Genomic DNA, 20,909 nt, shown 5'->3' with positions numbered 1-20,909 from the left:
ATGGATATCCAAACTTGGACGTTTATATTAGTAGGTATCACTTTCACCCTTTATATCGGTATTGCGATATGGGCAAGAGCAGGATCAACCAGTGAATTCTATGTGGCAGGCGGAGGGGTTCACCCTATTGCTAATGGCATGGCAACCGCCGCTGACTGGATGTCGGCTGCATCATTTATCTCAATGGCAGGTATCATTTCTTTTGTTGGTTATGATGGGACTGTTTATTTAATGGGTTGGACTGGCGGCTATGTTTTATTAGCTTTATGTCTTGCGCCTTATTTACGTAAATTTGGTAAGTTTACGGTACCAGATTTTATTGGCGAGCGTTATTACTCACGAACCGCTCGTATGGTTGCGGTGTTCTGTGCCATCTTTGTCTCTTTCACGTATGTGGCAGGACAAATGCGTGGTGTTGGTGTGGTGTTCTCTCGGTTCCTAGAAGTTGATATCAACGTCGGCATCATCATTGGTATGGGTATCGTATTTTTCTATGCGGTATTAGGCGGTATGAAAGGCATCACTTATACGCAGGTTGCTCAATTCTGTGTTCTCATTTTCGCCTTCCTTGTTCCTGCTGTTTTTACTTCAATCATGATGACGGGTAATGTATTTCCTCAAATTGGTATGGGGTCTACTGTTACCGGTTCCGAAGTCTACTTATTGGATAAATTGGATGGATTAACCACTGAATTAGGATTTACACCTTATACCGATGGATCTAAGAGCATGGTCGATGTCTTCTTTATCTGTGCTGCACTAATGGTTGGTACAGCAGGGCTTCCTCACGTAATTATTCGTTTCTTCACGGTTCCTCGTGTTAAAGATGCACGTATCTCTGCAGGTTGGGCTTTACTGTTTATTTCATTCTTATACACCACTGCACCTGCGGTTGCCGCGTTTGCTCGTGTGAATATGATAGAAACGATCAATGGTCCAGACAGCCAAGGGGTTGCCGCTGCGGATGCACCGAGCTGGTATAAAAACTGGGAAGATACGGGTCTTGTTGCTTGGGAAGATAAAAATGGCGATGGTAAAATGTTCTACTCTGGTGATGAACGTAATGAAATGGACATCAACCGAGATATCATTGTTCTAGCATCTCCTGAACTGGCAAACTTACCAAACTGGGTTGTTGCATTACTAGCGGCGGGTGGCTTAGCCGCGGCATTATCAACGGCTGCTGGTCTATTACTGGTAATCTCGACCTCTATCTCTCATGACTTACTGAAAAAAGGCTTTAAGCCAAACATGACCGATAAACAAGAGCTACTCGCAGCCCGCCTTGCCGCCATCGTTGCTATCATTGGTGCAGGGTATTTAGGGATCAATCCGCCGGGCTTTGTCGCACAGGTGGTTGCCTTCTCGTTCGGTTTAGCAGCAGCTTCTTTCTTCCCAGCCATCATCTTAGGTATTTTCTATAAGAAGATGAATAAGGAAGGCGCAATTGCAGGCATGATTTCTGGTGTTACCTTTACTACCGCTTACATCGTTTACTTTAAATTCATTAACCCAGCAGCAAGCACACCAGACAACTGGTGGTTTGGTATCAGCCCTGAAGGGATCGGTACCCTAGGTATGTGTCTAAACTTTATTGTTTCGATTGCAGTAAACAAAGTCACCGCAGAAGTACCACAAGATGTTCAAGATCTGGTTGAATCGATTCGTTATCCTAAAGGTGCCGGTGAAGCTCACGATCATTAATCTGATAATGTTCAGTTTAATAGAACCAGAATAACGTCAGAAAAATAATTTGGCTGATATGAAAAGGGAGTTAGTGTGCTAGCTCCCTTCTTTTATGATTAGCCCTAAACCTCTGAGGTAGTGTGGCGATTTAACACAGATCTTAATTTTAACGGTTTGACTGGCTTTGCAATAAAACCAAAACCATTACTTTTAATACTTTCTAGTAAATCCTCAGTTTTATCTGCACTGATCATCACCCCTTCAAAATTATTTCCTAAACGTAAGCGGCATTGTTGTAATACTTCTAAGCCCGTTCTGTCGTTATCCAATCGGTAATCTGAGAAGATGACATCGGGTACCCAATCCTCTTCTAAGCAACGTAAACTGCCCATCAAATCCGTCGCCGTTTTGACTTCACAACCCCAACGTTCAAGTAACGATTCCATACCAATCAAAATATCGGGTTCATTATCCACACACAACACACGAACCGAACTTAATGGCAATTCAGGCTTTTGGGTTATGGTAGGCGCATCGCTTTCAAGCACCACACCACGCTCCAATGTGACAGAAAATACAGAGCCGTTATTTACCCATGAACGCAGAGAAATAGTATGCCCGAGCACATGAGAGATCCCTCTCGCAATCGCTAACCCTAACCCTAGCCCTTGATCAGCTCTGCTTTGATCGACACGAGTAAACTCTTCAAAAATGGCTTGTTGTTTTTCTTCTGGAATACCAATACCACTGTCCCATACATCCAGACGAATTTTACCTTCGATTCTTCTGGCACCCAGTACCACTTTGCCTTCTGGGTTATATCGAAAGGCGTTGGTTAAGAAGTTCTGTAATACTCGACGTAATAATTTCGGATCGGATTCCACCACCACATCAGAATGAATCACTGAAAAATCAATGCCTTGTTGTTTTGCTAACGCACCAAATTCGGCTTCTAAATTAGAGAGCATATGGTGGAGTGAAAAGCCGTGAACATTAGTTTCTAACTTACCCGCTTCTAAACGAGAAATATCCAATAAATCGCCGATTAACTCTTCTGCCGCCCCTAATGCACTTTCAATATGCCCTGATATTTTCTTTGTCTCACCGTCTTTAGCGACTTCGCTTAATGAAGACGCAAACAAGCGGGCGGCATTCAAGGGCTGCATTAAATCATGACTCACCGCCGCTAATAATCGTGTTTTTGAGTGCGAGGCTTTTTCTGCACTTTGGGTAGCGCCCACCAATCTCTGATTCAATTTTTCTAATTCTTTGGTTCGTTCATGCACTCGAAATTCTAGGCTTTCATTGGTTTCTTTTAGGGCTTTTTCTGCCTGTCTAAATACCGTGATGTCGGTAAAGCTCATCACAAAACCACCGTTTGGCATCGGGTTACCTTGCACTTCAATAACCTGTCCATCTGCTCGAATTCGAGAAGAAACGTGTCGAGTGCCTCGCTCTAAATGCTCAACTCGTCGCTTAACGTGCACTTCAGGATCACCCGGCCCACAAAGCCCTTGCTCTGCATTATGTCGGATAACATCCGCTATCGGACGCCCGACTTGAATAAGTCCTGCCGGAAACGTAAATAACTCTAAATAGCGTTGATTCCATGCCACTAGCTTCATCTGCTTATCAACCACAGCAATGCCTTGGCTTATGTGCTCGATCGCTCCTTGCAATAACCCACGACTAAAATCATAAAGTTCAGAAGCCTCATCAACAATGGTTGCGACCTCTTCAAGTTGCATATTTCGTCCCTGCAAAGCAGACGTCAGTACCAAGCGAGAAGAAGAGGCACCAAATACTCCGGCGAGCACTCTCTCTGTATGACGAATCAATTGAGAGCTAGCTTGTTGCTGTGGAAGTAACGCATCACCATGCTGCTGAGCAAACTGACGAAATGCTTTTCTTGCTCTTTTTCGCCCGACAAAACGGGACGCTAACATTTCAAGTTCAGCCACTGTCACGCGAGTTTGGTATACGCTTACATCCTCACTTTCAGGCAAGGGAGCACCAACAAAAGCCGCGGCTTGTAAACGCTCACTTAACGACGCTCGAGTAACAGAAGAAACAAAAATGAACAACATGGCATTCAAACTTAAGCTCAACATCATTCCCCAATCGGACGTTTTAACCTCCAGATTTTGCAGCCAATTAGGCGGAGTAATAATCCACAATAAAAAATTATTCTCAGCACTGCCCGCTAACATTTGCGTCTGACTCATCAGCGTGATTAACCACACCACAAAGCCAATCGCCAAACCCGCATAGACTCCTTTTTTATTTCCTTGTCGCCAATACAAACCACCAATAAGTGCCGGTGCAAATTGCGCAATTGCAGCAAACGCTAATAACCCAATAACAGAAAGAGAATCGATTGAATCTAACGCTTGATAAAAACCCCATGCGCCAACTAATAATAGAATTATCAACAACCGACGAATCGTCACTAATAATTTAGAAAAATGCCCAAAGGTTCGAGACGTGGTTCTTACTCTACGTAAGAGTAAAGGCAAGACTAAATCATTCGAAACCATAATCGCAAGTGCAATGGTCGAGACGATCACCATCCCACTTGCCGCTGAAGTCCCTCCAACAAAAGCAAGTAATGCCATGTGTTCAGCACCAATAGACAATGGCACACTAATGACAAAAGAGTCACTAACGCCACCAGAGAGCAATGCCTGTCCTGCCCATGAGATAGGTAAGACAAATAATCCCATCAATAATAAATAAAGAGGAAAGACCCAGCGTGCAGTCCTTAAGTCTTGTGCTTGTTCATTCTCTACCACTGTTGTGTGGAACTGACGAGGCAAACAAATTATCGCCGCCATCGTTAATAACGTATGAAACAATAAGGTAATTAGATTAGGCGATTGATAGGTGTCTTTTGCGACAGTAATCAGATCGACCGTTGGCTCTGAATACGCCAAATATAAAATGAATCCACCAACCGAAAGAAAGGCAACAAGCTTAACAATGGATTCAAAGGCCACTGCCATCATCAATCCACGATGATGTTCAGTGGTATCTATATGTCGAGTACCAAATAGAATAGTAAAAATCGCTAATGCACCACTGACAAACCAAGAAATGTGGCCATCTTGATAGCCTAAATCCTGAGCTAAATTAGGAGCAACAAGATCGAGCCCCATGGTGATCCCTCGTAATTGCAACGCAATATAAGGAAGAATACCAATCACCGCAATGACCGTAATCACACCAGCTAAACCTTGAGATTTACCGTAACGAGCCGCAATAAAATCAGCAATGGACGTAATGTGCTCTCGCTTTGCAATCAGAATAATTCGGGCTAAAAAACGCCATGCAAAAACAAACACAAGAATGGGGGCAAGATAAATAGGAAGAAAAGACCACGGGTTGCTAGTGGCTTGGCCTACCGTGCCATAAAAGGTCCAAGAGGTGCAGTAAACCGCAATAGAAAGACTGTAAATCCACGGGCGATAATGCGATAACCACCCTTTTTGACGATCACCATACCAGGCAATTAAAAATAGCAATCCTAAATAAGCCAGCGAAACTGGCACGACGATCCATCCTTGTGTCATCACTCATCCTTGGTGATACCACTCTCAGTTCTGATCATAAAAAAACGCCAGAGTGGTACGAATATTCTGTCGCACCAGTCTAACGTTTTATTATTACTTCGCTTTTATCCAAGCCAACAAATGTGATTAGGACCTATTTATCTTTTACTTTATCCAGCTTAATCATTAAGGCAAAGGCACCCATCACTGCCATACCCCAGAAAATATGCGCTCCCCACACTTCATAACCCCAACCACTTAATGTTGTCATTAAGGCAATAAAGGCACCAAGCGGAATCGCATTATATAAGGCTTGTAGTGGGATCATTTTGTTTTGAGGGAATTTTTGAATGTATTGAATGGCGGCCAAATGTGCCATCGCAAAGGTAACACCATGCAGTGCTTGAACCAATATTAGTGCCGATAACTCTGTCGTTGCCGCCGTTAATCCCCAGCGGATCATTACACCGACAGCCGCCACTTTAAATAAAGTTGATACCTTCCATCCCGCGAACAATTGCTTACTAAAGGCAAACACCAACACTTCAGCGACAACACCTAGGCTCCACAAATAACCAATGGTACTTTCTTCATAGCCTGACGCTTTCCAATAAATAGAGCTGAAACTGTAATACGCGGCATGGCTACCTTGAATTAACGACACTAAAATAATAAATTTTAATACCGGAACTTCACGAAGTAAGGCCAATAGTTTAGGGCGAGTTTGGTCTTCTTCCGAGACTGACACTGGCATTGGATTTGGATTACGCATCACTAAGAATAACGCCGCTAAAATACCAGCAATCGCAGTGTACACAATCATGTCGGTGCCAAAGCCTGACACTAGGTAACCCACGACCGTTGAGCCGGCAATAAAGCTGACTGAACCCCATAAACGAGTTCGACCATAATCTAATAACTTATTTTTCGCATAATAATTCGTCATTGCATCGGAGAGCGGTATAGCTGGACCACAGGACAAATTAAACAACACGGTGACAAATGCCATCCACCAGAAGTTGCCGCCATTAATAAGAAACAACCCAAGTGCAATCAAGGAGGCAAACGTTAATGCGCGCAGGGCTGGAATTAAATATTCAACTTTATGCAAGCGAGGAGTGATCACTAAGTTCGCCACACAACGTGTCGCAAATCCCAAACCAATTAAAACACCAATATCTCCTGCTGATACCCCTTGGTCGGCAAACCACAGCGCCCAAAAAGGCAAATACACACCATAGGCAAAAAAGAACCCACCAAAATATTGAGAGATCCAAGCAAAGGGAGAAACGCGTACCATGACAATGTCCAAAGGGAATAAAAAAGAGGCCGTCATTATGGCATCCTATTGATTTATAAAAAGGGAAAACAGAACAGAAGAAAAATGCACCTTTTAAAATGTGATAAACCCGAGATTTTAGAACTTTATGGGTAGACTAAAGTCCTCTTCATACTGTGCCTTTTTTTAGCCAAAATAGTAAAAAGGAACGCACAGAGGATGGGTTATGCCAAACGATATTGATCTCACCATTGCACCCTTCAATAAATTAAACGACAGACAGAAAAAGACGTTAATTAATCATCTTGATATTGCGTATTTTCGGCATGGCGACACGTTACTTTATCAAGGTCAGCCTTCTGAGCATCTTTTCATTATCATTAAGGGCATTGTTGAAGAACGATCCAGCAGTAATGGAGAAATTTACGCTCATTATACGAATGACGATATTTTTGACGTACGATCTCAACTCGAACAACCCGTAAAACATACCTATCAAGCCATTGAAGATACCTTGTGCCACCTGCTGCCTACCGCCATTTTCCTTACTCTTTATCATGAAAACACAGAGTTCGCCGCTTATTTCAATAGCAGTTTGGCCACACGAAAAGCGTTAATGACACAAGCTCATCAACAGCAAAACTTAGCGGAGTTTATTCTCACCAAAATAGATAACGAAACCATTCAACCCAGTTTAGTTGTTGATTGGAATACCTCATTACAGCAAGTCACTCAATTATTAAAAGACAATGCAGTGGATGCATTATTTGTTGAACTAAACCAATACGATACTCGCCATAAATCGAATACTGCGCATTTACCGATTGGGATAATTACTCGAACAGATTTACTGCACGCTCTTATGCTCGAAGGCTATTCTCCTAATCATCCGGTAGGTCCAATAACCACTTACCCGATAGTAAGTATCAAAAAATACGATTATCTGTTTAATGCCATGACACTAATGACCCGCCACCACGTGAAACGAGTGGCAGTTGTTGAAGAAAATAAGTTGATCGGTATGTTAGATATGACTCAAATATTGAGTTTATTTTCCACCCACTCCCATGTACTCACATTGAGAATTGCTCGAGCACAAACCATTGATGAACTCGCTTTGGCGGCCAACAGCCAAGCACAGTTAGTTGAAACGCTTCTTAACAATGGAATTCGTACCCGTTTTATTATGGAATTGATTTCTACCATTAATGAACAAATTATAGAAAAAGCATTTAATCTCACCGTGCCTAAAGCTCTGCATGATCATTGCTGCTTGATCGTGATGGGATCGGAAGGAAGAGGCGAACAAATTCTTAAAACCGATCAAGACAATGCCTTAATCATTAAAGAAGGATTGGAGTGGCATCAATGCCATGAACTGATGAAGAAGTTCACTCACACCCTGTTGCAGCTAGGCTATCCATTATGCAAAGGGAATATCATGGTCAGCAATGCACATTGGGTAAAAACTGAATGTGAATGGCAACATTACATCACCAAATTAAGCACCGAATATAACGGTGAAAACATGATGCACCTTGCTATTTTATCGGATGCTCATGCCGTTGCGGGAAATCATCAATTACTTTCTCCTTTAAAACATTTATTAACTCAGAAGATGCAAGAAAATGAGCTCGCACTCAGTATCTTTGCTCGCCCTGCATTGCAATTTATTGTGCCATTAACTCTATTCGGAAAAGTAAAAAACAAAAAAGAAGGCATTGATATTAAACAAGGCGGCATTTTCCCTATCGTTCACGGAATTCGAACTCTCAGCTTAGAACATGGTATTACCGACACAAACACATTTACTCGTATTGAACTTCTTTGCCAACAGAACATCCTTGAATCCACAACAGCAGAAAATTTGAGTGAAGCTCTAAAGCTATTTTTTAAATTACGCTTACGCCACCAGTTAGAAGAAGTAAACCCAATGCCCAGTAATCAAATTCACATTCAACGATTAGATAGAAGTGAACGTGATTTACTTCGTCACAGTTTACACATCGTTAAAAAATTCAAAGAATGGCTTGGTTATCATTACCAAATTAGGGATTAACATGAATCAACTTCAACGCCTGTGGTGGCGCTATAAACTACAAAACCACTCGAATCACTTTCTTTTTGAACGCTACAACGGCGAAGAATTGGTTTCTATTGATTGCGAAACAACAAGTCTTGACCCTAATCATGCGGAATTAGTGTCGATCGCGGCCATAAAAATAAAACAGAACAGAGTATTAACAAGCCAAACGATTCACCTCAAATTAAGACCACCACACAACCTAACGTCAGAATCAGTCAAAATACATCAACTAAGGCATCACGATCTCTCTCATGGACTGTCCGAAAAAGACGCTATCATTCAATTACTTCAATTTATTGGTAATCGACCGATTGTCGGTTACCACATTCACTACGACAAAAAGATTTTAGACCGCAGTTGCTTACGTCACTGTGGTCACCCTTTTCCTAATAGGCTAATCGAAGTCTGCCATATTTATCACCATAAATTAGAGCGCCTATTACCTAATGCGTATTACGATTTAAGTATTGAGGCCATCTCTACCCATTTAGATCTACCACAAGCCGAACGCCATGATGCTTTGCAAGATGCCATTGCCGCAGCATTGATTTATGTTCGCCTTCATTATGGTGATTTCCCTGAACTGCCTACCCCAAGAGCGCTTTAATTCACAACTTACTGATCTGAGTCTCAAAACGCTCTTCTCTTTTCCTCTCAAACTCAGTCATTTCCTCTTTCTCTGACTAAAGTCTAATTGTTGAAAATCGATTTCTAGCAGAAAGTAATATCAACGAAGCGCAGAACCAATGAAGGGGCTGCCATAAAATCCAGTCATAAATTGGATATTTGCTGTATTCACAAGGAGAATCAACATGAGTGACATTCACGTATACCCAGTCAATCAAGACATCGCAAAAAATGCACATGCCGATGAAGATAAATACCGTGAAATGTATCAGCAATCCGTCATCAATCCCGAAGGGTTTTGGCGTGAGCACGGACAAATAGTCGACTGGATGACTCCTTACACTAAAGTGAAAAACACCTCGTTCGATACTGGTCACGTAGACATCAAATGGTTTGAAGATGGTGAATTGAATGTCTCTGCAAACTGTATCGATCGCCATCTTGCTGCTCGCGGTGATGAAGTCGCGATCATCTGGGAAGGTGACGATCCACAAGATGATGCATCAATTACCTTCAATGAGCTGCACGAACAAGTGTGTAAATTCTCAAACGCACTTAAGAGTCAAGGCGTTCGCAAAGGCGATGTCGTGTGTATTTACATGCCAATGGTTGCAGAAGCAGCCGTTGCAATGCTTGCTTGTACTCGCATTGGTGCGGTTCATACTGTTGTTTTTGGTGGGTTCTCACCAGAAGCATTGGCTGGTCGAATCGTTGATTCCGATGCGAAAGTCGTGATTACCGCCGATGAAGGCGTTCGTGGCGGTCGTACCGTACCTTTAAAGAAAAACGTCGACGATGCATTAAATAACCCTGAAGTAACAACCATTGAAAAAGTCGTTGTATTCCAACGTACCGGTAATGATATTGATTGGAATGAAGAACGCGATGTATGGTGGCATGAAGCAACCGCTGTAGCTTCTGCACATTGCGAACCAGAAGCCATGAATGCTGAAGATCCTCTTTTTATTCTTTATACCTCTGGCTCAACAGGTAAACCCAAAGGCGTATTACACACCACTGGCGGCTACCTTGTTTATGCAGCAATGACCTTCAAATACATCTTTGATTACCAAGAAGGTGAGGTGTTCTGGTGTACCGCTGATGTAGGTTGGATCACTGGCCATACTTATTTAATCTACGGACCTCTCGCTAATGGCGCAAAAACCATTCTGTTTGAAGGTGTACCAAACTACCCAAGCACTAGCCGCATGAGTGAAGTGGTAGATAAGCACAACGTAAATATTCTTTATACTGCGCCAACAGCCATTCGAGCACTCATGGCTCACGGTAATGATGCTGTAGAAGGAACCTCAAGATCCTCATTACGCGTGATGGGATCCGTCGGCGAACCGATCAACCCTGAAGCATGGGAGTGGTATTACAACACCATTGGTGACGCTCGCTGTCCAATCGTTGATACGTGGTGGCAAACCGAAACGGGCGGGATTTTAATCTCTCCTCTTCCTGGTGCAACAGCTTTAAAACCGGGCTCGGCAACGCGTCCTTTCTTTGGTGTTCAACCTGCTTTGGTTGATAACATGGGTAACCTTATTGAAGGTGCTGCCGATGGAAACCTCGTGATTACCGATTCATGGCCGGGTCAAATGCGCACCATTTATGGCGATCACGACCGTTTCGAACAAACTTATTTTTCAACGTTTAAAGGCATGTACTTTACCAGTGATGGTGCTCGACGTGATGAAGATGGTTATTACTGGATAACAGGCCGTGTCGATGATGTGCTCAATGTGTCTGGTCACCGAATGGGTACCGCTGAAGTTGAATCCGCCTTGGTTTCTTTCAGTAAAATTGCAGAGGCTGCCATTGTCGGTGTTCCTCATGATATTAAAGGCCAAGCGATTTACGCATACATCACCTTAAATTCGGGCGAATACCCAAGTGCTGAGCTCCATAAAGAAGTCAAAGATTGGGTAAGAAAAGAAATAGGCCCTATCGCAACACCTGATTTCTTGCATTGGACCGACTCATTACCAAAAACACGTTCAGGGAAAATAATGCGTCGAATTCTTCGTAAAATTGCGACGGGGGATACTTCAAATCTAGGCGATACATCCACACTTGCCGACCCTAGCGTGGTTGATAAACTAATTGAAGAACAAAGAAAAATTGCTTAACTGAATAGATTTAAGAACATAACGGGCTAGAGCAAAAACTCAAACCGAATGAAAAAGTCGCTATTATTCGTAATAGCGACTTTTTTCTTGTGATTTCAAGCTCAAATTTACATATTGATAACGAGAGATATTTAACTCAACCAAATAAACAAAATACAAAACTGTATAATTGTTCAACACATTGAAAGTATTTGTTAACTAATCATAAAATGGTTGAACCAACTCATTAACCTAAGCTCTAATCTCATAAATAGAGATGACATTCACCCAAGCTTCGATACATAAAATAAGAACTTAGAGCTGATAAGACCAGTATTTTGCTGCGATTTGCTGTGATATTGTCTATAATTGCTTTTTATGAGCATTCGCAAGGCAAAAATTGCAAAAGCTCATCAAATCGAATATAAAAGGTGTGCTTTTTTTACTTTAACCGTAAAAACAAGGAATTTAGCATCACAATGTCTACTCAATCGCGAATTTTAATACTAAATGGCCCTAATCTTAATTTATTAGGACTTCGAGAGCCGGCACATTACGGCAGTCAAAATTTAGAACAGATCGTTAACGCTCTGACCATTCAAGCAACTGCATTGAATGTCGAACTTGAGCATTTACAATCTAACCGTGAATATGAGTTGATTGAAGCGATCCATAATGCTTATCAACGTATTGATTTCATTATTATCAATCCAGCAGCGTTTACACATACCAGTGTCGCTTTACGTGATGCTCTGCTTGGGGTTGATATTCCTTTTATTGAAGTACATTTATCTAATGTCCATGCACGCGAACCTTTCCGCCACCACTCTTATCTTTCAGATAAGGCCGTTGGTGTGATTTGCGGTTTAGGCGCAGATGGCTACGAATTTGCTTTGAAGGCGGCAGTAAAACGTCTGCGTTCAAATTGATCACTGAATATAAACAGAAGAGATTACACAATGGATATCCGTAAAATTAAGAAACTGATTGAACTAGTTGAAGAGTCTGGCATTGCTGAACTTGAGATTTCTGAAGGTGAAGAATCTGTACGTATCAGTCGCGCTGTAGCTCCTATGGCTCAACTAACACCAATGCAACCATACCCAGCGCCAGTTGCTCCTATGGCTGCACCAGTAGCCGCTCCGGTAGCTGCAGTTGAAGCTCCAGTAGCCGTAGCCGCTGGTCATAAGGTGTGTTCTCCAATGGTTGGTACTTTCTACGGTGCTTCAAGCCCTGATGCAAAACCATTTGTTAAAGTTGGCCAACAAGTTACTGCTGGCGATACATTATGTATCGTTGAAGCAATGAAAATGATGAACCAAATCGAAGCAGATAAGTCTGGTGTAGTGACTGCTATCCTAGCTGAAGACGGCCAACCGGTTGAATTCGACCAGCCACTTGTTGTGATCGAATAAATAGAGGTCACTATGTTAGATAAATTAGTTATCGCAAACCGTGGTGAAATTGCACTGCGTATCTTGCGAGCATGTAAAGAGCTTGGCATCAAAACGGTTGCTGTGCACTCTACTGCTGACCGTGATTTAAAACACGTATTACTTGCTGATGAAACCATTTGTATCGGTCCTGCTCGCAGTACTGACAGCTACTTAAACATCCCACGTATTATTAGTGCGGCGGAAGTAACAGGTGCAGTTGCTGTTCACCCTGGTTACGGTTTCTTAGCTGAAAATGCTGACTTTGCAGAGCAAGTTGAACGTTCAGGCTTTATTTTTGTTGGTCCTAAAGCGGAAACTATTCGCATGATGGGTGACAAAGTGTCTGCGATCAGTTCAATGAAAAAAGCCGGTGTACCTTGTGTTCCGGGTTCTGACGGCCCGTTAGATAACGATGAAGCAAAAAACAAATCATTTGCTAAACGTATCGGCTATCCAATTATCATCAAAGCCTCTAGCGGTGGCGGTGGTCGTGGTATGCGTGTTGTTCGTGCAGAAAAAGACCTTATTGAAGCGATTGCAATGACACGTGCAGAAGCAACAGCGTGTTTTGGTGATGGTACGGTTTACATGGAAAAATTCCTTGAAAACCCTCGTCACATTGAAGTTCAAATCATTGCTGATGGTCAAGGTAACGCGATTCATCTTGGCGAACGTGATTGTTCTATGCAACGTCGTCATCAAAAAGTGGTTGAAGAAGCTCCGGCTCCTGGTATCACCGAAGAAATGCGTAAATACATTGGTGAGCGTTGTACGCGTGCTTGTGTTGATATCGCTTATCGTGGTGCCGGTACGTTTGAATTCCTATATGAAAATGGTGAATTCTACTTCATTGAGATGAATACTCGTATTCAAGTTGAACACACAATTACCGAAATGGTAACGGGTATCGACTTAATCAAAGAGCAACTGCGCATTGCTGCAGGTCAACCTCTTTCATTCACTCAAGATGATATCAAATTGCGTGGTCACTCAATTGAGTGTCGTATTAATGCTGAAGATCCTGTTCGTTTCCTACCTTCTCCAGGTAAGATTGAACGTTTTCATGCACCAGGTGGTATGGGAGTTCGTTGGGAATCTCACATTTACACTGGCTACACAGTACCGCCACACTACGATTCAATGATTGGTAAGCTAATTACTTACGGTGAAAACCGTGACGTAGCTATCGCACGTATGAAAAATGCATTAAGTGAAATGATCATTGAAGGCATCAATACAAATATCACTCTACACTTAGATATTATGAATGATGAAAACTTCCAACATGGTGGCGCTAATATCCACTATCTTGAGAAAAAACTGGGTCTTCAATAAGACACCAATTTCATTCTTTAAGTTAAAGACATAAATAAAGGCCATGAGTAATTATACTCATGGCCTTTTTCTATGATAAAATTCGTCGATATTTTCAACTAAATAAAGTGATCCCCATGCCTTGGATTCAAGTAAAACTAAATGCAACATCTGAAAATGCTGAACTAATCAGCGACATGCTAGTAGAAGAGACCGGTGCTCTTTCTGTTACATTTTTAGATGCTAAAGATACCCCTATCTTTGAACCTCTTCCTGGAGAGACTCGCTTATGGGGTGAAACGGACATTGTAGCTCTTTATGATGCAGAAACCGACATGGATTTAGTCATTACACAATTGAAAGCAAGCACCGTACTTGATGACAATTTTGCCTACAAAGTAGAGCAACTTGAAGATAAAGACTGGGAACGCGAATGGATGGATAACTTCCACCCAATGAAATTTGGTGAGCGCTTGTGGATTTGCCCAAGCTGGCGTGAAATTCCAGAGCCAGACGCGATTAACGTCATGCTTGATCCTGGTCTTGCATTTGGCACAGGAACGCATGCAACAACCGCACTTTGTCTTGAATGGCTAGAAAGCATCGATCTTACTGGTAAAACAGTTATCGATTTCGGTTGTGGTTCTGGCATCTTAGCGATCGCCGCTATCAAACTAGGTGCAGCGAAAGTGGTTGGGATCGATATAGATCCTCAAGCGATCACAGCATCAAAAGACAATGCAACTCGCAATGGTGTTGCTGATCAACTAGAGCTTTTCCTTCCTCAAGACCAACCAGAAAACCTTGTCGCTGACGTTGTTGTTGCTAATATTCTTGCCGCTCCTTTACGTGAACTTTCAAGTATTATTACGGCTCATGTGAAGCCTGGAGGCGCACTAGCTATGTCTGGTGTACTCGATACTCAGGCAAATAATGTCGCTTCATACTACTCAGACAACTTCACTCTTGATGCGATTGCAGAGCAACAAGAATGGTGCAGAATCTCAGGAATTAAGAAGTAACGGCCTCTAAGACCTACTCTTCCTAGAAAAAACTTCAATGCCTCAATACTAAATTTGAGGCATAAAACCATCTAATTGACTGAAATATAAACAAATTACACAAACAATTTGTAAATGCTCAAAATTTGGTCTTTTCAGGCGAGGAAAAAATGCGTAAAATGCGCGCCCTTGCTGACACAAACGTGCGTGGATGTTTTGCAGATAGGTAAATATACATTAAAGAACAATCTTATCGTTGCTCCTATGGCTGGTGTGACTGATAAACCTTTTCGTGAGTTATGTATGCGTTACGGCGCAGGCATGGCTGTGAGCGAGATGATGTCTTCTAATCCAAAACTGTGGAAAACATCTAAGTCCCAAAATCGCATGGTACATGAAGGTGAATCTGGTATTCGCTCGGTACAAATTGCAGGGGCAGATCCTAAGTTAATGGCGGAAGCAGCGCGATACTGTGTTGAGACTGGTGCGCAAATCATCGATATCAATATGGGATGCCCTGCTAAGAAAGTGAATAAGAAGCTTGCAGGCTCAGCGCTCCTACAACGCCCAGATTTGATTGAAGAGATCTTACTGGCAGTTGTGAAGGCGGTTGATGTTCCTGTCACTCTGAAAACGCGCACAGGCTGGGATCCGGACAATAGAAACTGTGTTCAGGTTGCAAAAATGGCAGAACAATGCGGCATTCAAGCTTTAGCGCTCCATGGGCGTACCAGAGCTTGTATGTACAAAGGTGATGCTGAGTACGACAACATTAAAGCGGTAAAAGAAGCGATTTCGATTCCGGTTATAGCAAACGGTGATATTGACTCACCGGAAAAGGCTCGTTTTGTGCTTGATTACACCGGCGCAGACGCTTTAATGATCGGCCGACCTGCACAAGGTAGGCCATGGATTTTTCAAGAAATCCAACATTATTTAGAAACGGGCGAATTCATGCCACCTCTTCCAATTGAAGAAGTGAAGGCCACTTTATTGGGTCATGTTCAAGCGCTTCACCTATTTTATGGTGAGTTTTTAGGCCCTCGCATTGCTCGTAAGCATGTGGGTTGGTATTTAAAAGAGCACGAACAAGCAAATGAATTCCGCCGCGGCTTTAATGCTATTGAAGATGCCCATCAGCAACTTCAACAGCTTGAAAGCTATTTCGACCACGTTGCATCATAATAACAGAAGAGCTAAACAGAATATGTTCGATCAATCTATGACTTCAGAAGCATTAACAGTTACAACAGTTACAGCACAAGACCAGATTACTCAGAAGCCACTACGTGACTCTGTTAAGGCTTCGCTGAAAAACTACTTAGGCCAATTAAACGGTCAAGAAGTTAACGACTTATATGAATTAGTATTAGCTGAAGTAGAGCAACCTCTACTAGACATGATCATGCAGCATACTCGCGGCAACCAAACAAAAGCAGCAAATATGATGGGTATCAACCGTGGTACTCTTCGCAAGAAACTTAAAAAATACGGCATGAACTAATCACGCCTTATGAAAAATTTAAAGCAGTGTTAAGCAATTAACACTGCTTTTTTTATATCTAATAATCTTCATATTACTAGAAATAAAAAAGCCGATACTACATCACTGTAATATCGGCTTTTTTATTTGATTTACTCGACTACGGCCAAGCGCGCTTCTTAGCACCACCAGTCCCGGCCCCTGAACGAAGAAGTTCGACAGCTTTTGCTGTTTTCTCTTCAATGCCTTTTAAACGCTCATCTAACTCACTTAAATCTGCAGATGCTCCGGCTGTACTAGAGCCTTTAGATCCCGCATCCACCATTTGAGCGATTTTTGCGTTCTGGGCTTCAATACGCTTAATGCGAGCATCTAGCTCCATTACCGCTTTGCCTTGCTCACTGATCTTTCTATCGATAACTTTCAGAGCAGAAAGCAATTTGATTACGTATTGTTTTTCCATTAATGGGCTCTCACCTAATTTTCGCTCAAACTTCTATACATTACTTATCGACCATTTTATCAACATCTTTAATAAACAGTCACAATAAATTACGCTTTCTTCTCTTCTAAATCAGCCAATGCCGAAAGTATTGAACAATGCGAAGCATCATCATCAATATGACCACAACACGCATCATTAATACTTTTCAATGCAATACGAATGTCGGTTAACTGTGCAATTTTCTCATCTATAATCGTTAACTTGGTTTGAGTGATCGATTTAACTTCTGCACAGCTATGCTTGGTTGCCTCTAAGCGAATCGCAAGCAACTCTTTAATCTCATCAAGAGTTAGACCTAATTGCTTTGCTTTTAAAATAAAACGGATTTGTGCTAGATTTTCTTCATTGTAAAGACGATAGCCACTATTGCTTCTTCCTGACGGAATGAGTAATCCATTCTTTTCATAAAAACGTAATGTATCACTGGTTACATTACAGTGTTTTGCCAATTCACCAATTAAATACATTTTCATTAACTCTAATCCTTCTTTGTCTGCTCTCATTTTCATTCTTTTTTCATAAAAATGGCATCTTTTTTTGAGAATGCAATCGATTGCGGGAGCTTTTTTGTTTAACTTTAGTTAGAATATGCGCCATTACGTTGATGTGATGTTTCGCGCTTAACTCTTTATTAGGGTATTTCCCAAAACTGGCCAATTGCTGTTTGCTTTCTTTATAAGAATGATAAACAGAACAAGTTCATTTTTGGCAAAAATCCTAACTTAATTCTAAAGGAAGAAAGTAGCAATGAATAACCCACGTCCGATCCGTCGCGCGCTAATTAGCGTATCTGATAAAACTGGTATTGTAGAATTTGCTCAAGCACTGACTGAACGTGGTGTAGATATTCTATCTACTGGCGGCACTGCTCGCCTGCTTGCGGAAAAAAATATCCCTGTAACAGAAGTATCTGATTACACTGGCTTCCCAGAAATGATGGATGGCCGCGTTAAAACTCTTCATCCTAAAGTGCATGGTGGTGTTCTTGGTCGTCGCGGTCAAGATGATGGCATCATGGAACAACACGGCATCGGCCCTATCGATATCGTTGTTGTAAACCTTTACCCATTCGCTGAAACCGTAGCAAAAGAAGGCTGTACCCTTGCAGATGCTGTTGAGAACATCGATATCGGTGGTCCAACAATGGTTCGCTCTGCGGCTAAAAACCACAAAGACGTTACTATTGTCGTTAATGCTCACGATTACGATCGCGTCATTGCTGAAATGGACGCTAACGAAAAATCACTGACTCAAGCAACGCGTTTTGATTTAGCGATTGCAGCATTTGAGCACACCGCTTCTTACGATGGCATGATCGCTAATTACTTCGGCACTATGGTTCCTAGCTATGGTGAGAATAAAGAAGGCGATAACGAATCTAAATTCCCTCGCACCTTCAATCAACAGTTCGAGAAAAAACAAGACATGCGCTACGGTGAGAACAGTCATCAAGCCGCTGCATTCTATGTTGAAGCCAACCCTGCAGAAGCATCTGTATCAACGGCTCGTCAAATTCAAGGTAAAGCCCTTTCTTACAACAATATCGCAGACACTGACGCTGCTCTTGAGTGTGTGAAAGAATTCGACGAACCAGCCTGTGTTATCGTTAAACATGCAAATCCATGTGGTGTTGCCCTAGGTAAAGATGTTCTTGAAGCTTATGACCGCGCTTTCAAAACAGATCCAACATCAGCATTTGGCGGTATCATCGCATTTAACCGCGAACTAGATGCAGCCACAGCAACGGCAATTACTGAACGTCAATTCGTTGAAGTGATCATTGCTCCTTCTGTTTCTGCTGAAGCAATTGAAATCGTCGCAGCTAAGAAAAACCTTCGCCTACTTGAATGTGGTAAGTGGACAAGTAAAACAACTGGCTTTGACATTAAGCGTGTTAACGGCGGCCTGCTAGTTCAAGACCGTGACCAAGGCATGGTATCTGAAGATGATCTTAAAGTGGTTTCTAAGCGCCAACCAACTGCTGAAGAATTAAAAGATGCGTTGTTCTGTTGGAAAGTAGCAAAATACGTTAAATCTAACGCCATTGTTTACTCTAAAGGTGACATGACTATCGGTGTCGGCGCTGGCCAAATGAGCCGCGTTTACTCTGCAAAAATTGCCGGTATTAAAGCCGCCGACGAAGGTCTTGTGGTTGAAGGCTGTGCAATGGCATCTGATGCATTCTTCCCATTCCGTGATGGTATTGATGCTGCTGCTGAAGCGGGTATTAAGTGTGTTATCCAGCCAGGAGGCTCTATGCGTGATGACGAAGTTATTGCTGCTGCCGATGAACATGGTATGGCGATGATCTTTACGGGTATGCGCCACTTCCGCCACTAGGGAATACAGTAACGAGAGCGCTTCGCTTCTAGAGGCTAGAACGCTGCGCTCCTATAAGTGCAAAAGAACACACTTTGTGAGTTTACATTACTCTTATAGTTTCTAGTTTCTAGTTTCTAGTTTCTAGCAAACTGAACTTTGTATTCACCAATTTGCATAATTTATTCCCATTACAATATGCTATTAAGGATTAAAAATGGACATTCTTATTATAGGTGCAGGCGGTCGTGAGCACGCGCTTGGCTGGAAAGCAGCACAAAACCCAAACGTTGAAACGGTATTTATCGCTCCAGGTAATGCAGGTACAGCGCTTGAACCAAAATTAGAAAACGTAGCGATTGATGTTGAAGACATCGCTAGCCTTGTTGCATTCGCTAAAGAAAAAGCCATTGAGCTAACTATCGTTGGCCCTGAAGGCCCATTAGTAATTGGTGTTGTTGATGCATTCCGTGAAGCAGGATTACCTATCTTTGGTCCAACGAAAGCGGCAGCACAACTAGAAGGATCTAAAGCGTTTACTAAAGACTTCTTAGCTCGCCATGATATCCCAACAGGCTACTACGCTAACTTCACTGAGATTGAGCCAGCATTGGCTTATGTTCGCGAACAAGGCGCACCTATTGTCGTTAAAGCCGATGGCCTTGCTGCTGGTAAAGGCGTTATTGTTGCGATGACTCTGAAAGAAGCTGAAGATGCTATCAAAGACATGCTTTCTGGCAATGTTTTTGGTGAAGCCGGTAGCCGTGTCGTTATCGAAGAGTTCTTAGAAGGTGAAGAAGCAAGCTTTATCGTGATGGTTGATGGTGCTAGCGTTCTACCTATGGCAACAAGCCAAGATCATAAACGTGTTGGTGATAAAGATACAGGCCCTAACACAGGAGGCATGGGTGCATATTCTCCAGCGCCTGTTGTCACACCTGAAATCCATAACCGTATTCTAGAAGAAGTTATCTACCCTACCGTTCGCGGCATGGATGCAGAAGGCGCACCTTACACTGGCTTCCTATATGCAGGTTTAATGATTGATGCTGATGGTACACCAAAAGTAATCGAATATAACTGCCGCTTTGGTGATCCAGAAACACAACCAATTATGATGCGCATGGAATCAGATCTTGTAGAACTGTGTTTAATGGCTATCGATGAAAAACTGGATGAAGCAGAATCTAAATGGGATCCTCGTGCTGCTATTGGTGTTGTTCTAGCTGCCGGCGGTTACCCTGCCGATTATGCAAAAGGTGATGTTATTTCTCTTCCTGCAACAGAACTTGAAGGTCAGAAAATATTCCACGCAGGAACAACCAACAACGCCGCTGGTGATGTGACAACAAATGGTGGACGTGTACTTTGTGCGACCGCACTGGGTAATACCGTCTCAGAAGCTCAAGAGCGCGCATATGAGCTAACTAAACAAGTAAGTTGGAATGGAATGTTCCATCGCAATGACATCGGTTACCGCGCCATTGCTCGCGAATTAGAAAGCAAGTAAA

At 42.4% G+C, this 20,909-nt stretch carries 16 protein-coding genes; 12 read left to right on the top strand and 4 right to left on the bottom strand.

Annotated elements, in window-relative coordinates; all coding sequences use genetic code 11:
- Positions 1-1,704 (top strand): sodium:solute symporter family protein, encoded by a 1,704-nt coding sequence (locus A6E04_RS00220; RefSeq protein WP_017022872.1) that lies wholly within the window; start codon positions 1-3, stop codon positions 1,702-1,704.
- A 104-nt stretch (positions 1,705-1,808) separates the two neighbouring features.
- Here A6E04_RS00220 and A6E04_RS00215 read toward each other — a convergent pair whose 3' ends face one another.
- Entirely contained in the window at positions 1,809-5,255 is a 3,447-nt protein-coding gene (locus tag A6E04_RS00215; RefSeq protein WP_065609289.1) for a PAS domain-containing hybrid sensor histidine kinase/response regulator, read from the bottom strand.
- Positions 5,256-5,388: 133 nt separating this feature from the next.
- Complete coding sequence (locus A6E04_RS00210; protein WP_065609321.1) at positions 5,389-6,534, bottom strand: 3-phenylpropionate MFS transporter; 1,146 nt, start codon at positions 6,532-6,534, stop codon at positions 5,389-5,391.
- 205 nt (positions 6,535-6,739) lie between these two features.
- Here A6E04_RS00210 and A6E04_RS00205 point away from each other — a divergent pair, with 205 nt between their 5' ends.
- From A6E04_RS00205 to fis, 9 genes are all read left to right on the top strand, one after another.
- On the top strand, positions 6,740-8,572 hold the full coding sequence (locus A6E04_RS00205) for a DUF294 nucleotidyltransferase-like domain-containing protein (RefSeq protein ID WP_065609287.1): 1,833 nt from the start codon (positions 6,740-6,742) through the stop codon (positions 8,570-8,572).
- A 1-nt stretch (position 8,573) separates the two neighbouring features.
- Positions 8,574-9,206, top strand: coding sequence for a 3'-5' exonuclease (locus A6E04_RS00200; RefSeq protein ID WP_017022876.1), 633 nt, complete (start codon positions 8,574-8,576; stop codon positions 9,204-9,206).
- Positions 9,207-9,411: 205 nt separating this feature from the next.
- Positions 9,412-11,361, top strand: coding sequence for an acetate--CoA ligase (gene acs, locus A6E04_RS00195; RefSeq protein WP_023604481.1), 1,950 nt, complete (start codon positions 9,412-9,414; stop codon positions 11,359-11,361).
- A 458-nt stretch (positions 11,362-11,819) separates the two neighbouring features.
- Positions 11,820-12,269, top strand: coding sequence for a type II 3-dehydroquinate dehydratase (aroQ, locus tag A6E04_RS00190; RefSeq protein ID WP_012551265.1), 450 nt, complete (start codon positions 11,820-11,822; stop codon positions 12,267-12,269).
- 30 nt (positions 12,270-12,299) lie between these two features.
- On the top strand, positions 12,300-12,755 hold the full coding sequence (accB, locus tag A6E04_RS00185) for an acetyl-CoA carboxylase biotin carboxyl carrier protein (protein ID WP_012551266.1): 456 nt from the start codon (positions 12,300-12,302) through the stop codon (positions 12,753-12,755).
- Positions 12,756-12,767: 12 nt separating this feature from the next.
- Positions 12,768-14,111 carry an acetyl-CoA carboxylase biotin carboxylase subunit gene (accC, locus tag A6E04_RS00180; RefSeq protein WP_017023492.1) on the top strand — a complete coding sequence of 448 codons (1,344 nt, stop codon included), beginning with the start codon at positions 12,768-12,770 and terminating at the stop codon, positions 14,109-14,111.
- Positions 14,112-14,227: 116 nt separating this feature from the next.
- Positions 14,228-15,112: a 50S ribosomal protein L11 methyltransferase gene (prmA, locus tag A6E04_RS00175; RefSeq protein WP_065609285.1), complete on the top strand. Its 885-nt coding sequence runs from the start codon at positions 14,228-14,230 to the stop codon at positions 15,110-15,112.
- 195 nt (positions 15,113-15,307) lie between these two features.
- Positions 15,308-16,276 (top strand): tRNA dihydrouridine synthase DusB, encoded by a 969-nt coding sequence (gene dusB, locus A6E04_RS00170; RefSeq protein WP_012551269.1) that lies wholly within the window; start codon positions 15,308-15,310, stop codon positions 16,274-16,276.
- A gap of 22 nt (positions 16,277-16,298) precedes the next feature.
- On the top strand, positions 16,299-16,595 hold the full coding sequence (gene fis, locus A6E04_RS00165) for a DNA-binding transcriptional regulator Fis (protein ID WP_005421285.1): 297 nt from the start codon (positions 16,299-16,301) through the stop codon (positions 16,593-16,595).
- Between the two features lie 139 nt (positions 16,596-16,734).
- Here the strand turns inward: fis and A6E04_RS00160 are convergent, their stop codons facing one another.
- On the bottom strand, positions 16,735-17,037 hold the full coding sequence (locus A6E04_RS00160; RefSeq protein ID WP_023604480.1) for a hypothetical protein: 303 nt from the start codon (positions 17,035-17,037) through the stop codon (positions 16,735-16,737).
- Between the two features lie 89 nt (positions 17,038-17,126).
- Entirely contained in the window at positions 17,127-17,546 is a 420-nt protein-coding gene (gene zntR, locus A6E04_RS00155) for a Zn(2+)-responsive transcriptional regulator (RefSeq protein ID WP_012551271.1), read from the bottom strand.
- 280 nt (positions 17,547-17,826) lie between these two features.
- Between zntR and purH the strand changes: the two genes are divergently transcribed.
- The gene (gene purH, locus A6E04_RS00150; protein WP_065609283.1) at positions 17,827-19,419 is read left to right on the top strand and encodes a bifunctional phosphoribosylaminoimidazolecarboxamide formyltransferase/IMP cyclohydrolase; all 1,593 of its coding nucleotides are present in this window, start codon (positions 17,827-17,829) and stop codon (positions 19,417-19,419) included.
- A 196-nt stretch (positions 19,420-19,615) separates the two neighbouring features.
- The gene (gene purD / locus A6E04_RS00145) at positions 19,616-20,908 is read left to right on the top strand and encodes a phosphoribosylamine--glycine ligase (RefSeq protein WP_065609281.1); all 1,293 of its coding nucleotides are present in this window, start codon (positions 19,616-19,618) and stop codon (positions 20,906-20,908) included.
- Position 20,909 lies beyond the last annotated feature (1 nt).

Origin of the sequence: Aliivibrio logei (assembly GCF_001691055.1) — a bacterium.
Taxonomy (GTDB): domain Bacteria; phylum Pseudomonadota; class Gammaproteobacteria; order Enterobacterales; family Vibrionaceae; genus Aliivibrio; species Aliivibrio salmonicida.
Note: the sequence above shows the minus strand (reverse complement) of the source record. Positions and strands in the feature narration are given on the sequence as shown.

Bases quoted from the DNA above. Each gene is read 5' to 3' on its own strand.
- A6E04_RS00220 (WP_017022872.1), top strand. From the start codon at position 1: ATGGATATCCAAACTTGGACGTTTATATTAGTAGGTATCACTTTCACC.
- A6E04_RS00215 (WP_065609289.1), bottom strand. From the start codon at position 5,255: ATGACACAAGGATGGATCGTCGTGCCAGTTTCGCTGGCTTATTTAGGA.
- A6E04_RS00210 (WP_065609321.1), bottom strand. From the start codon at position 6,534: ATGGTACGCGTTTCTCCCTTTGCTTGGATCTCTCAATATTTTGGTGGG.
- A6E04_RS00205 (WP_065609287.1), top strand. From the start codon at position 6,740: ATGCCAAACGATATTGATCTCACCATTGCACCCTTCAATAAATTAAAC.
- A6E04_RS00200 (WP_017022876.1), top strand. From the start codon at position 8,574: ATGAATCAACTTCAACGCCTGTGGTGGCGCTATAAACTACAAAACCAC.
- acs (WP_023604481.1), top strand. From the start codon at position 9,412: ATGAGTGACATTCACGTATACCCAGTCAATCAAGACATCGCAAAAAAT.
- aroQ (WP_012551265.1), top strand. From the start codon at position 11,820: ATGTCTACTCAATCGCGAATTTTAATACTAAATGGCCCTAATCTTAAT.
- accB (WP_012551266.1), top strand. From the start codon at position 12,300: ATGGATATCCGTAAAATTAAGAAACTGATTGAACTAGTTGAAGAGTCT.
- accC (WP_017023492.1), top strand. From the start codon at position 12,768: ATGTTAGATAAATTAGTTATCGCAAACCGTGGTGAAATTGCACTGCGT.
- prmA (WP_065609285.1), top strand. From the start codon at position 14,228: ATGCCTTGGATTCAAGTAAAACTAAATGCAACATCTGAAAATGCTGAA.
- fis (WP_005421285.1), top strand. From the start codon at position 16,299: ATGTTCGATCAATCTATGACTTCAGAAGCATTAACAGTTACAACAGTT.
- A6E04_RS00160 (WP_023604480.1), bottom strand. From the start codon at position 17,037: ATGGAAAAACAATACGTAATCAAATTGCTTTCTGCTCTGAAAGTTATC.
- zntR (WP_012551271.1), bottom strand. From the start codon at position 17,546: ATGTATTTAATTGGTGAATTGGCAAAACACTGTAATGTAACCAGTGAT.
- purH (WP_065609283.1), top strand. From the start codon at position 17,827: ATGAATAACCCACGTCCGATCCGTCGCGCGCTAATTAGCGTATCTGAT.
- purD (WP_065609281.1), top strand. From the start codon at position 19,616: ATGGACATTCTTATTATAGGTGCAGGCGGTCGTGAGCACGCGCTTGGC.